The organism is Leptospira noumeaensis (genome assembly GCF_004770765.1).
Taxonomy (GTDB): domain Bacteria; phylum Spirochaetota; class Leptospiria; order Leptospirales; family Leptospiraceae; genus Leptospira_A; species Leptospira_A noumeaensis.
The window spans coordinates 1,039,713-1,053,243 of the sequence record NZ_RQFK01000026.1 but is presented as its reverse complement, the minus strand read 5'-3'; the positions used below and the strand labels follow the sequence as shown (position 1 = coordinate 1,053,243).

Genomic DNA, 13,531 nt, shown 5'->3' with positions numbered 1-13,531 from the left:
GTTCATTAAAAATTTAAGGATTAATTCGCAAATAAAAATTTGCCTTCGCTGAATCTTGTACTCAATTCGGTAAGTTCTTTGGGATCATCCAAAGGAAAAGAAGAAGCGTCTTCTTTGGCCTCATCTAGTAGGTTCCGATCCGATACTAAATCAGCAATTTTAAATTCAGGCAGTCCGCTCTGTTTGACTCCAAGAAGTTCACCAGGTCCTCGGATGGCTAAATCTTTTTCGGCCAAATAGTATCCATCATTGGATGCGACAAGTGCCTCCAAGCGGTCCCTTCCCTCATCACTAATAAAATCGCCCGTCATTAAAATACAAAAACTTTCGATATCACTTCTTCCCACACGACCACGTAACTGGTGTAATTGGGAAATTCCAAATCGATCAGCATGTTCTACTACCAAAATAGTAGCATTGGGAACATCCACACCCACTTCCACAACTGTTGTTGTCACAAGGATTTGGATTTCTCCCGATTTGAATTTTTCCATGACTGATTCTTTTTCTGCACTTTTCATTTTCCCGTGCAACAAACCAATTTTTAGATCAGGGAAAATATTGGTTCGTAAATTTTCATAAGCAACGGTACAAGATTCCAAATCTACCTTTTCTGATTCTTCTACTAACGGATACACAATATAACACTGTCTACCCGATCCTACATACTTACGAATCGAATTATAAACTCCTGTCCTTCGGTCTTCTTTATACCATCTTGTATCAATGGGTTTACGGCCTTTGGGTTTTGTTTTGATATTTACAAGTGTTAGATCCCCATATAAAGTCAGGCAAAGAGTTCGCGGGATCGGTGTGGCCGTCATTGCGAGGATATCAGGATTTTTTCCTTTAGAACGAATCGTTTCTCTTTGATCCACTCCAAACTTATGTTGTTCATCAATCACAACAAGCCCAAGGTCAGAAAAAATCACATCTTCCTGTAGTAAGGAATGTGTTCCAATGATGATATTGGATTCTCCCGTTTTGATTCTTGTCAGTTTCTCCGAACGAGTTTTTTTGTTTTCCCCACCAAGCAGTAGTTCTATGCCAAGAAAGGGCATATTTCCCATAAATTTATATATGGTTTGGTAGTGTTGGCGTGCTAAAATTTCCGTCGGCGCTAAAAATACCACTTGGATGTGATTATCAATATAGTGAAGACCGATCAGAAGTGCGGTGATGGTTTTTCCAGAACCCACATCCCCTTGGAGTAAAAAGGCAGCCGGAGAATCCGAACTCGTTTGGGATAGAATGCTATTTACAGCGACTTTTTGATCTTCTGTCAATTCGAAGGGAAGATTTTTTTCCAAATTCTCTCTGGAAGGGGATTTGGGTAGTGGCCATAACAATCGTTTTACTTTTTGACGTTCTCTTTGTTTGTAAAGAAGGAGTCTTTGAAAATAAAAAAACTCTTCGTAAGCAAATCGTTTTCGTGCAATTTGTACGGCTTCCATGGTTTCAGGAAAATGGATTTCATGAAAGGCTTCGTCGCGACCAAGCAAGGATCGTTTTTTGACTAGTTTTTGTGGGAGATTTTCCGTGATCTCTCCCCCTTCCAAAACTTGATGTATGAGCTTTCGTAATCCTTTGGAATCAAGACCATCTTCTTTCAATGCTTCTGTGGATGGATAAAGGGGAATGATTCGACCCGCATGGATGGAATCTTCTGGATCTTCTTTATCTGATAAAAATTCATACTCAGGATGGAGGATTTGGTATCCTTTGAAGTATTCTAATTTACCAGATACGACAACCTTTCTATCGACTGTAAAAATCTTATGAAAGAAATTCACCCCGCGAAAGAAAACCAAATTGATGCGTTCGTTGTTGAGCGTTCTAAATCCAACTAATAACCGACTTTTTTTTCCATGTACGATATAACTGTCTGCAATAGTTCCAAGAAGGGTGACCACATCTCCTTGTTTTAAAATAATGTCTTTTGTAAAATTACGATCTAGGTAACGACGCGGAAAATAAGTCAGGAGTTCAAAGAAAGTTGAAATTCCGTGTTCCAAAAGAACCGATTTTCTTTTAGGTCCAATCCCTTTGAGTGAAGATAAACTCTGTGATAAATCAAGACTTTGTTTCATAGTTCATCCGTAGGTTTTGGTGGCCCAAAACCATTGTCATTTAGATAAGAAGTATCGGTTGTGTTTTTTTCTGAATCCAAAATCAAATAACAATACTTACATCCATAAATTTGTGCCTGTTTTTTCCCTTCGCTGTTTGTATAAGCAGAAATCGCAGCATATAAAAATTCATTTTTGTTTAACACAGTCCCACAAACAGGACATAGGCGAAGTCTCGGAAGGTTTGGATCTTTTTCCTTTCCGTAAACTTTTCTTGGATCACCCACACGCAAATTTCCTTCTTTGGCAAGGCGTTCCTTTTCTTTTTTGTCTAAACTTTGGTTGTCAACGGCAGAGAGGGCATACAAAAAGAAAGCTACTGTAAATAGGACACCACAGATCGTAAGGAAGGTGACCATTTAGTTTCCTCGAATGTAATCTTCAGAACTCACTGTGGAAATGGGATTTTGTGAAATAAGTTTCAAATGTTTTTCGGTACAATCCACTTCAATGAGTGTGTGCCATTCATCTCCTCGTAACTGACAAAGATTTGATTGGACTACATCTTTCCCATCCATAATGATTTCGGCATAATAGCCACCTTCTTGAAATCCATGTAATGAATCCACAGCACCAAAGTTTGATGGGTTGATAAAAACAGTATTTCTAGTTTTTTTGATTCCTTGGTCTTCATGGACATGACCTGAAACTACAAGAGAAGGAGATTCATCATCTAAATACCGACGAATCCCTTGGCTTCCACATTTTCCGACACCAGGAATGTTATCAAAATAACCGTAAGCTGGATTGTGAATCCAACAAATGTCAGGAAGTTCTTGTCGAAAAAAGTCTTCCGGTTCACTATAATTTTTTCCGTTTTTTGTATACTCATGAAAAACTACTGTGAGTTTTTCAGGGATTCCAGAAGTCCAAATGGGTGCCCCACCATAACCGGAAACTTTTAAATTATTAAAATCAAAACTTTTTCTATGAACTTCCCTTTGGTAGAGTTCTGTGTATTGTAAATCCAAATCATAATTTCCCGGCAAACAGTAAACAGGTGACTTTGCATATTTGTTGATTAGTTTTTCGATGATTTCATATTTTTCTTTCATCGTTTTGGCAGCAAGTTTATACAAATCTCGATACTTTTGCGATTTTTCTACAATGGCAGTGGAATACTTTTCGGGAAAACGAATGGCATGAGTGGTAAAATCAAAAGGAGTGGAATCGTCTTTACGTTCCGTTAACAAATAATATAACTCTTCTTGTACTCCACAAAAATCGATGATACGATCAAAAGAAAAAAATGCCTTATAAATGATATCTCCGGAAAACATATACAAATCTGCTTCCGTTGTTTGCAGAATTCGTTTTAGTCCATGAAGTCCATCATGGATATCCGTTAGATAAATGATTTTCATTTATTCATTTTCCCAAAGTAACATCTGAATGTCTCGATCTTCTTCAATATAATCGATCTTTAAATATTCTGGTCCAAAAAAATCCACAAGTGGTTTTAAGATGGTAGAAGATCTTACAAAAATATATAGTTCGTTGTTGTCGCCAATGATGTATTGGATTTCAATTTTTCCCGCAATGGAAGGAACCAAATTTAAAAAATAATTCAAATCAAAGAGAATTTCCCACTGTAAACCAGTGATTGAAAGAAGATGAGGTGCTGCATTTAAGATGGATTCAAAAACCTTTTTTTTATGAAAAGGATCTACTTTGCCAAACCACCTAACAAAGTCGAATCGTCTAGGTTTTGTGTCCCATACTCGATACCCAACAATTTTTAATCGGGCTTTATTGTCTTTTACTGAAACAGGTTTTAGGCGGACACGGTAACGAATGGACTCAACTTTTAAAAAACGAGCGATCCAGAGCCAACCCATTCGGTAAACTCCAGTCAGTATGACTTCACCCTTGGCAGAAGAGACTTCCAAACTCTCTAAATCGGGATCCTCTGCGATGACCTCTGTCGATATGACCTTTCGTAAGCTACCCAAAAGTAGGGTAACCTTATAATTACTCTTTGGGACCACTTTGGGTGGCAAAAAGAGATTCAGCGGATTGAAACGGAGAAGATCCGTTAAAAGCATATTTTAATTTTTATTTTCTATTGCCTTTTTGGAAAGCAGATTTAGAATACAGAACTCATGAAGATTGGTATCATTGGCGCCGGAAGTTTTGGCACTGCACTAGGTAGTATTTTAGCGGACAAGGGTTATGATGTGACCCTTTGGACAAGAAGCGAGGATCAAGCAAGATCCATCAATGAAAACCATTTGAATTCCAAACAAATGCCCGATTTGGTGCTTCCAGAGAAATTAAAAGCGGATACAAATCTCATCCATGTTGTGAAAGACAAGGAGATGATTGTCTCGGCTCCTCCAAGCCATGCGCTTTCGGGAATTTTAAAAGAAATTAAAGATCACATTCCGCCAAAAGTGCCGATTGTTTCTGCTTCCAAAGGGATCGAAAACGAAAGCCTTAGACTGGTATCTGAAATTTTTGAATCCGAACTTCCAGGACAATTCCATTCGCAACTCTCTTATCTTTCGGGCCCTAGTTTTGCCAAAGAAATGGTGAAACGAGTGCCTACCATTGTTTCCATCGCTTCCAAAAACGAAGCAACCGCCAAACGAGTGCAAGAGATCTTTAGTTTTACCTATTTCAGAACTTATTGGACTCCCGATGTGGTGGGTGTCGAAGTCGGTGGTGCCTTAAAAAACGTAATCGCCATTGCCGCAGGAGTTGCCGATGGACTCGGGTTTGGTCAAAATACGAGAGCCGCTCTCATCACACGAGGGTTAAACGAGATCACTCGTATGGGGATCAAAATGGGTGCCGATCCGATGACTTTCCTTGGACCATCGGGAATGGGAGATTTGGTTCTTACTTGTTGTGGAGAAGGGTCAAGGAACCGAACTGTAGGTTTTCGTTTGGGCAAAGGTGAAAAATTAAACGAAATTTTAGCTTCTATGAATGAAGTAGCAGAAGGTGTCAAAACCACTCTCTCTGCCAAAAACCTTTCTGACAAACTAGGTGTGGAAATGGCCATCACCCAGGAAGTCTATCGCATGTTATACGAAGACAAAGACCCAAAAGAAGTAGTCAAAGCTCTTATGGGTCGTGACCTCAAACGGGAAGGTGTCTAAACAAGGCGAACCAGTAATACAATATAAGTGATTACTTGTGTCATATAAAATGTAAACCGGATGTTGACTGCGAGGACACTAGTAGAAGTTAGATGAGTGAGGGATTGTAAAACCCTTGCTCCTAAAATCACAAGACCTGCTTGGTTTACAAAACTATCAATCATTCCTAGGTTAGCAGTTAAAAAAACAACTGCCACAAACAAGGGAAGGTTTTCTAAACAATTAAGGTGAGCTCGGTTGAGTCTCCAATTAAACTCCGATCCATGTTGGATCCCTGCTGGAAATTCATTCGATTTTTTTTTGCCGAGTAAAACCTGCACACTTCTAAATGAAGTCAATGAAACACCAAGCACTAGTGTCCAAAGCGTAAATCCAATGAGTGTAAGATAAATCGTTTCCACAAATCCTCCTTTTGTATCAGAACCAAATCATCTTAGTTCTGAAGATACAGGTGGAGATTCTAAATGACTTTAATTCATTTGTAAACTAATTAAATGAAATTCTTGGTTGGATCTGAATGCTTTCTATTAAAATCCAATCTTTTTGATTTGTTTCCAAATCATAAGCCATGAGGAAGAAAAAAAATGGTCGGGTGCTTCGGGAATTTCGATACAGTTCAGTCCGTTCTCTTTTGCAAAACTGATGGTGTATTCTTTAGGAAACCACTTATCAACCTTTGGTAGAAAAATTGTATAATTAGTTCTTTTTTGAATGACGGAGGTATCTACCACAAACCCCGGTAAAAAAAGATTTTTTAAAAATAGAGACAAGTCATCTAAACGAATCCTAGAGTTTTGGATGGGAACATTCAGATGACTAACATTTCCATCTTCTAACCACTGAGGGTTCGAAAGAGTTTCTAATATCTGTTTGTTGGGTTTTTCTTCATCAGAACTTCCTGGTAACAAAAGAAGCCGACTAAACTCCTCAATCGAACCTGACTCATATAAAAATCGAAGACTAAGAACACTATCCAAAATGGGAGAAAGTAAAAACAATTTTTGAAAGGGGACTAAATTGGCATACATCATAAGAGCAGCCCCTCCTCCACTATGCCCAATCCCATACAATTCTTTGTTTGTATAACCTCGCTCTTTTAGATAATCATCTAACAATAATATGGCGGCTTTTGGATCATAGATTCCTTTTGAATTTCCATGAGAAGGAGGATTGAACCGAATGAGTCTTAACCCTAAAGTTTCCAGTTCACTATCACGAATCCGAAACGATCTCGCATTACCACCAGTGCTTGGCCAAATAACAAGTATACCTCTCGCTTTTTCTGGAGAGGCTCCCGATTCAATGATTTCTAAGGACAATGAATTTATAATGTGGCGATGATGGGTTTTCCGTTTTGGACAATGACAGTATGTTCGCACTGTGCTACATAACTGAGTTCCCCTCGACGATTGCTTGCAACCAGTGTCCAACCATCTTCTTCTTCGTAAGCGGTTTGGCTTCCTGTAGAAATAAAGGATTCAATTGCTAGAACAAGACCGTTCCCGAGTTTTCTTTGGTCACGTTTTTCTTCGTAAACCAAAACTTGCGGTTCCTCATGGAGTTTTTTTCCCGTTCCGTGTCCTGCTAAATTTTTAATCACAGTAAATCCATTTTCTACTGCCGCAGAATGAATTTCTTTGCCAATGTTTCGGAGATAATTTCCAGTAAACGCCTGTTTTGTGGCACGCATCGTTCCTTCGATGGCTGTTTCACAAAGTTTTTGAAGAGAAGCATTGGACTGACCCACAACAAAGGAAATTCCTGTGTCGGCATAATAACCGTCTAGTTTTGCAGATACATCGATATTCACTAAATCTCCATCCTTTAAGATGGTTTCTTTTTTAGGAATCCCATGTGCGATTTCAAAATTGGTACTGATACAAGTATAACCAGGAAATTTATAATCAAACTTAGGTGCGGAAAATGCTCCTGCCTTTTCAAATTCCTGTTTGGCGGCGTTGTCTAGTTCCAAAGTCGACACTCCAGGTTTGGCCAGAAGTTTTAAAAGTTCACGAACCTTTGCGACAAACTTCCCTGCTTTTAAAATCCCTTGAAGGTCTTTTTCATTTTGAATCGACATCTAAACAATCTCCCCACCACAACTGGATCCCGCACCGGCAGTACATCCGTAACAATGATTTGCTACTACGATATCTCGGCTAAGGAAAGATTGCAAATCGAAATCCTTTAGATGTTTTACGTTTTGAGACTTCAAATCTAACATTTGGTTGAAATCACAATCATAAACGGAACCATCATATCCTACGGATATTTGATCCAAACACATAAGGCCTTCTACAGTCGCAGGATTGTAGGCATTGGCTAACGTTTCCATATACATTTCAAACTTACCACCCCGAACGAGAGCACCTAAAAATCGGCTGATCGGAAGGTTATTGATACAAAACAATTGGTTGAATACGATTCCGTATTTTTTTTGTAAAGTTTCTTTATATTCTCTTTCTAAAACAGACTGCCCTGAACCTAAAAATAAACCGTTAGGATTATAAACTAAATTTAAAGGAAGTTTGGTTCCATAACCAAGAGCATTTAACTTCTTTAATGCAGTAATGGATTTTTGATACACTCCCTTTCCTCTTTGGTTGTCCGTCGTACTTTCAATGAACGACGGTAATGAGGATACAACTTCCACCTGATTGGATGCTAAAAATTCATACAACCAATCATATCCTGGTTCTTCAAGGATGGTTAAGTTACAACGATCCATCACTCGTTTCCCCAGTTGTTTCGCACCTAAAACCAAATCCTTAAAATGAGGATTTCCTTCTGGGGCACCACCCGTGATATCTACGGTTTCTATACCCGGTGTTTTTTCGATGATTTCCAAACACAAATCAATTGTGGCTTTATCCATCATCTCAGTTCGAATGGGAGACGCATCTACATGGCAATGCCGACAAGCCTGGTTACACCATTTGCCAACATTAATCTGAAAAATCTTTAGAGACCTTGCATGTATAGAATGTCCGACAGAATCAGAAAACTTTTTACCACTGAATGATTGTAAGGTAGAAAGTTGTTCCTTCGTTTCCATAACTAAAAAGAAAGTTCGTCTATTTTGTTTTGCATTTGAACACTATGAACCAAATTGATTCCAGCAGCCATTGCGGCAGCCACATGAACTGCTTCGTTCATTTGGGCTTCGTTTGCACCTTTTTGGAGAGATGTAGATGTATAGGCATCAATACAATACGGACATTTTAATGCATGAGAAACGGCTAGAGCAATCAGTGCTTTTTCTCTTTCTGTGAGTGCCCCTTCCGCCATCACGGCATTGTAATAACCAAAAAATTTATCAGCAAGGGCTGGATTTGTACGTCCTATTTCTCCAAATTTTCCAAGATCTTTCGCGTTATAATAATGATTTTCTGCCATTTTTTCCTCAAACTTTAACTATATCGTTATAGTACCAAAATCCAGATTTTCAAACCAAATATTTAGAGCAACGACTGTAAACGCCATATCATCTTCAGAATGTTGGATTCATACAACATATTAGACAAATTATAATCATTAAATCCATCGCTCTAAATCATTCTTCAGAAGATTGTGAATCTGTAAGGAGGGGCAATTCGCCTGTGGCAACACCGAGTACCACTCGATTTAAGTGCCTTTGGTAATCCATTTTTTGTAATGCCATTTTGGAATTGAGGGTGCTAATTTTGGTTCCGATTAAATCCACCAAACTTGTCCGTCCCAAATGATAGGCCGACTCCTGGCTTTTTAATGTATCCAATGCAAACTGGTATGCCTTTTCATAAATCCCAAATAATTTTTCTGAATTCTTCAAACTTTGTATCGCATTTTGAATTTCTTGAACGGCCGCCCTTCTTGTTTGTGAAGCGGTCAACTTTGCTTGTTTGGTTGCCGATTCTGCCATCTCTAAATCTGCATATTGAGTCAGTGGTGTGAGTGGCATGGTAATCGCAAGTTGAGCTGTCACATCTTTAGTATGTGTTTGCCCAGGTGTAGGAAATGAATAAAAAGTATTCACTGCAACATTAGGTGCAAAACCGAACATAGCTTTACTTTCGTTTGCTTTGGCTACTTCTATTCCTTTTTTGGATGAAATCACATCATACCGTTTCACTAAAACATCATCCACATTTTCAATATTAGGTGATTTAAAGCGAGGAACAGAATTTTCCAAAGGTATTTTAGATTCCATTCCGACCATAGCCGATAAGGTCAGTTGAACTTGTTCCAGTTGTGACCTTGTATCTTCTAACACGGCCTGGGCATTGGTGACTGCTGTTTCGGAGTTTAAAAGTTCATAACGAAGTATTCTTCCAAGAGAAAAAAGTCTTCTTTTTTCTTTCGCAGCTTCCAAATGTAAATGGAGAGATTCTTCCGCTTGGTTTAAACTATCTTCCAATTGCAAAACATTATAATAAGCCAATGCAATTTCCATATACATTCGTCCCGCTTCAAACTTGGCTTCCATCCTTCTTTGTTCAGCCAAACTCGTATATGCTTTGTAATCTTGATAAGCCAAAAGCCCATTTGATAATGGAAAACTTAGTAACAAACGAGAACCTGCTCCTACCGTTGGAGGGAGATTGGATGAAGTTGTTCGAGATGGCAAAAGAGAAGCATAATTCTCACTTTGTATCGCTTGGTATGTTTTATAATTATCCAAAGGAGTTGGATCAGAAGTATGGCCAGGAATGGAATAAAACTTATTATAAACATAAGATAGAGTGGGTAAAAACCCAGCCATGGCTTTATTTTTTCCGTACTGAGCTTGGTTTGCAGCTTCATTTTTAAGTGCGATTCTTTCTGTTTTTTCCACAGCTAACACAAACAAATCATCCAAACCCATCGAATTTTTAGACAATGTTCGTTCTAAATCTTTTGTAGTAACTCCCGTTATCTTTCTCAAACTATCTTCAACAACGCCATCAGCAACCTTTATATCTGGACTGGATGAACAGAAGGAAATTAAAAAAGAACCCATTAAAAATAAACAAAATCGAAATAAATAACTATTAACCAAATTCATTTTGATTTCTCTTTTTCAAAAAGTACATAAGCAGCAGGCACCACAATAAAGGTAATGAGAGTGGAAAGTATCAAACCACCTAATATAGTCACAGCCATAGGGATTCTTGTTTCTGCTCCAGGTCCCAATGCAAGTGCAGGAGGAATGGCGGCGGCAATGGATGCGAAGGAAGTCATAAGAACCGGCCTCAAACGAACTGGGCAACCTTCTAATATAGAATCCTTTATGTTTTTACCTTGGGAACGTACAAAATTTACAAATTCAACAAGTAAAATCGAATTTTTTTTCACAAGACCTAACAACATGATTAGACCGATAAAACTATACATATTAAATGTTTGTCCCGTTACATATAGTGCAACAAGGGCACCCGAAAAACTAAAAGGCATAGCAAGAAGTACATATAACGGTTGTTTCAAACTATTGAACTGACTGGCGAGTACCATATAGGAAATTAAAATTCCTAAACAAAGTGCAAAGACTAAACCGTTGGTTGATTCATTTGCAGTTTTAGCCGATCCTGAAACGGCAACGGAATATCCTTCAGGAAGGTATTCTTTTGCTATTTTAATAGATTTTTCCATGGATACATTTTGCCCTAATTGAATCGGAGGGTTCCCGAACAACTTTATTGCTCTATCCCGATTAACTCTTGTAATGCTCTTTAAGGCTTTTTTGGATTCAAATACCAGAATCTCTTGCAAACGAATGAATTCTCCATAGGTATTTCTTACCTTGATATTGGGTATGATGTCTGCATTTTCACCTTGTTCTTTATTGATTTTGATGCGAACATCATAACTCCTACCATTTTCGGTAAATCTACTTACTTTTTTTCCTCCCATAAGAGGCCCAATGGTATTACCAATATTAGCCATACTCACACCTCTTGCAGCTGCTGCATCACGGTTTGGTAAAATTCGAAGTTCGTCTTGTCCCAAAACATAATCTGTATCGATGTCTTGTAAAACAGCTTCTTCTTCCAGTTTAAGCCTTATTTTGTCTGATACTTTTGCCAAAACTTCCCAATCAGGGCCAGTTAACACAAGTTCTACTGGATAACCACGCCCTGCACTAAAACCTCGTTGTGAAATGTCTATAATCGTGAATTTTGCTTCTGGTACGATGGGCTTTAATTCTTTACGCAAATCTGCAAAAATTTCATTTTGTGTGATTTCTTTTCCTGTTTTGGAACTGATAGGTCTTTTGCCCATGGATTGCATCGAAACAAAAAACATGGCAGCATTCGATTCTGATCCATCAAATCCACCGACATTTCCCATGTATCTTTCAATCCCTGGTTTAGAAAGTAAGTATTCTTCTACCTTCCGCATAGCAGAGTCTGTTCCCTGAATAGAGGTTGTGACAGGTAATTTGGCACGTAGAATGAACCTACCCAAATCTTGGGATGGAATGAATTCTTTTTTTAATAACAAAAAAAATCCAAGGGAAAATATAAATACTAAAGTAGAAACAACTAATATTGTAATGGGATATCTGATAACATACTTTAGTGTATCTTCATAAAATACTTCTGCTCTTTTGAGAAAGGTTTCCATGATTGGATCTAAGATTTTAAAAATCCCGATTCGATCCCAAAACTTCAAAAACAATTGAATCCATCGATTCGCTTTCCAATTTGATACTTCATCTACCATTTGAAGTTGTTGTTTTGATTTCGATTTTTCTTTGTCTTTGTATCTGGAAGCACGCATAGGCGTAAAACTAAGTGCTTCAAATAAAGAAAGTACAACCGCCACTGCTACAGTAATTCCAAATTCTAAAAAGTATCTGCCAATGACTCCTTGCATAAAGGCAACAGGCAAAAAAATGGCAATGATCGCTAGTGTTGCCGCAAGTGCCGCAAAACGAATCTCCGCTGCACCTTCGAGGGATGCTTGGTACCAAGTTTTACCCATTTCTTTATGGCGACTAATGTTTTCAAGTACCATGATGGCATCGTCCACAACAATACCCACTGCCAATGACAATCCAAGTAATGTGAATGTATTTAATGTAAACCCGAGTATATATAAAACTAAAAATGTTCCAATGATGGATGTAGGTATGGCGAGTAAAACATTCCCTGTACTACTCCAACTTCCTAAAAACAAACGACAAACTAAACCTGTTAAGATGATAGAAAGAATTAAAGTGAAAATAAGTTCTTCAACCGATTCACTGATAAACGTTGTATTATCATTTGCGATACTCAATTTATACCCTTTAGGTAAAAAGGGTTTGAGTTCTTCCATTTTTAATTTTACTGCTTTTCCAACCGCAACGGCATCAGAACCTTTGATTTTTTTGATACCCAAACCCACTGCTGGAATTCGATTAAACCGACTAATTCGTTTTACTTCATCTAACCCATCTTCTACGGATGCGACTTCTTTTAATTTCACCGGGCGGTACATTGCTGAACCAGTACGTGAATTGATATAAATATTAGAAAGTTGTTCCACTGTAGGTACATCACCCACCGCACGAAGTGAAACTTCCGATTTTTTGTTTTCTAATTTACCTGATGGAACTTCAATATTTTGTTCCAACAATGTATTTGCAATGTCATCTACTGTTAGTTCATTGCGAGCCAACCGATTAGGATCCAAATACACGTTGATGGTTCTGTCTACATAACCCCCAAGTAAAATCTCGCCAACTCCAGGAATTTTCTGAAATTTATCTTTGAGGTATGATTTCACAAAAATCATCTTCTCTTGGTCCGTTTTTCCCTCAGCAGTCAAAGCAACCCAAATGATCGGTGTATCATCCGGGTTTGCTTTTAATAATATTGGGGGATCCAGTGCATCGGGAAGTTTGTTTTGAACTTGCGCAATTTTGGTTTGGATTTCTTGAAGAGCCACATCCACATCTCTATCTAACTCGAGTTCTACGGTGATCGTTGCAGCACTTTCATTCGATGTAGATCGAATTTCTTCGACCCCTTCCACCGTTAAAAGAACTTCTTCCAACGGATCAACAACGTCTGACTCCATTACAGAGGGATTGGCTCCTTGTAACGTGAGAACGATATTGACCACAGGAAAGTCAACATTGGGCATCTGGGAGAGCCCAAGTCTAGAAAGTCCGATAGCGCCAAGGAGAACCATGGCGAACATCATCATCCAAGAAAAAATAGGATTGCGGATGGAAATTTCAGAAAGATGCAAGTTACCTCAAAGTGTAGGCAAATAGCGCCTAAAAGTAAGACCCATCTTTACATCATAAGGTTCCAAACGAAAAGAAAAAAGATAAAAAGTTTTCGAATCGCT

General features: G+C 38.3%; 12 protein-coding genes. 1 reads left to right on the top strand and 11 read right to left on the bottom strand.

Going from position 1 to position 13,531, the window contains the following annotated elements; translation table 11 throughout:
- Positions 1–20: 20 nt before the first annotated feature.
- Genes recG through EHQ24_RS13135 form a run of 4 tightly spaced genes read right to left on the bottom strand, consistent with a single transcriptional unit; the run spans position 21 to position 4,174 of the window.
- Positions 21–2,090 (bottom strand): ATP-dependent DNA helicase RecG, encoded by a 2,070-nt coding sequence (gene recG / locus EHQ24_RS13150; protein ID WP_135602038.1) that lies wholly within the window; start codon positions 2,088–2,090, stop codon positions 21–23.
- The gene (locus EHQ24_RS13145) at positions 2,087–2,488 is read right to left on the bottom strand and encodes a hypothetical protein (protein WP_135602037.1); all 402 of its coding nucleotides are present in this window, start codon (positions 2,486–2,488) and stop codon (positions 2,087–2,089) included. The genes recG and EHQ24_RS13145 overlap by 4 nt, the downstream gene beginning before the upstream one ends.
- Positions 2,489–3,493 (bottom strand): metallophosphoesterase family protein, encoded by a 1,005-nt coding sequence (locus EHQ24_RS13140; RefSeq protein WP_135602036.1) that lies wholly within the window; start codon positions 3,491–3,493, stop codon positions 2,489–2,491.
- Positions 3,494–4,174, bottom strand: coding sequence for a hypothetical protein (locus EHQ24_RS13135; RefSeq protein ID WP_135602035.1), 681 nt, complete (start codon positions 4,172–4,174; stop codon positions 3,494–3,496). It abuts the gene before it with no gap.
- Positions 4,175–4,231: 57 nt separating this feature from the next.
- On the opposite strand from EHQ24_RS13135, the gene EHQ24_RS13130 reads away from it, so the two are divergent.
- A complete protein-coding gene (locus EHQ24_RS13130) occupies positions 4,232–5,233 on the top strand; it encodes an NAD(P)H-dependent glycerol-3-phosphate dehydrogenase (RefSeq protein ID WP_135602034.1) in 1,002 nt (333 codons plus the stop codon).
- Here the strand turns inward: EHQ24_RS13130 and EHQ24_RS13125 are convergent.
- From EHQ24_RS13125 to EHQ24_RS13095, 7 genes are all read right to left on the bottom strand, one after another.
- Complete coding sequence (locus tag EHQ24_RS13125) at positions 5,230–5,634, bottom strand: MAPEG family protein (RefSeq protein WP_135602033.1); 405 nt, start codon at positions 5,632–5,634, stop codon at positions 5,230–5,232. The genes EHQ24_RS13130 and EHQ24_RS13125 overlap by 4 nt on opposite strands.
- Before the next feature lie 126 nt (positions 5,635–5,760).
- Positions 5,761–6,552 carry an alpha/beta fold hydrolase gene (locus EHQ24_RS13120; protein ID WP_135602032.1) on the bottom strand — a complete coding sequence of 264 codons (792 nt, stop codon included), beginning with the start codon at positions 6,550–6,552 and terminating at the stop codon, positions 5,761–5,763.
- 5 nt (positions 6,553–6,557) lie between these two features.
- Positions 6,558–7,313 carry a type I methionyl aminopeptidase gene (map, locus tag EHQ24_RS13115; protein ID WP_135602031.1) on the bottom strand — a complete coding sequence of 252 codons (756 nt, stop codon included), beginning with the start codon at positions 7,311–7,313 and terminating at the stop codon, positions 6,558–6,560.
- The gene (gene arsS, locus EHQ24_RS13110) at positions 7,314–8,288 is read right to left on the bottom strand and encodes an arsenosugar biosynthesis radical SAM (seleno)protein ArsS (protein WP_135602030.1); all 975 of its coding nucleotides are present in this window, start codon (positions 8,286–8,288) and stop codon (positions 7,314–7,316) included.
- A gap of 2 nt (positions 8,289–8,290) precedes the next feature.
- Positions 8,291–8,629: an arsenosugar biosynthesis-associated peroxidase-like protein gene (locus EHQ24_RS13105; RefSeq protein ID WP_100741706.1), complete on the bottom strand. Its 339-nt coding sequence runs from the start codon at positions 8,627–8,629 to the stop codon at positions 8,291–8,293.
- 157 nt (positions 8,630–8,786) lie between these two features.
- Entirely contained in the window at positions 8,787–10,256 is a 1,470-nt protein-coding gene (locus tag EHQ24_RS13100) for a TolC family protein (protein ID WP_244310419.1), read from the bottom strand.
- A complete protein-coding gene (locus tag EHQ24_RS13095) occupies positions 10,253–13,384 on the bottom strand; it encodes an efflux RND transporter permease subunit (RefSeq protein ID WP_244310458.1) in 3,132 nt (1,043 codons plus the stop codon). Before EHQ24_RS13095 ends, EHQ24_RS13100 begins: the two co-directional genes overlap by 4 nt.
- Positions 13,385–13,531: the final 147 nt, after the last annotated feature.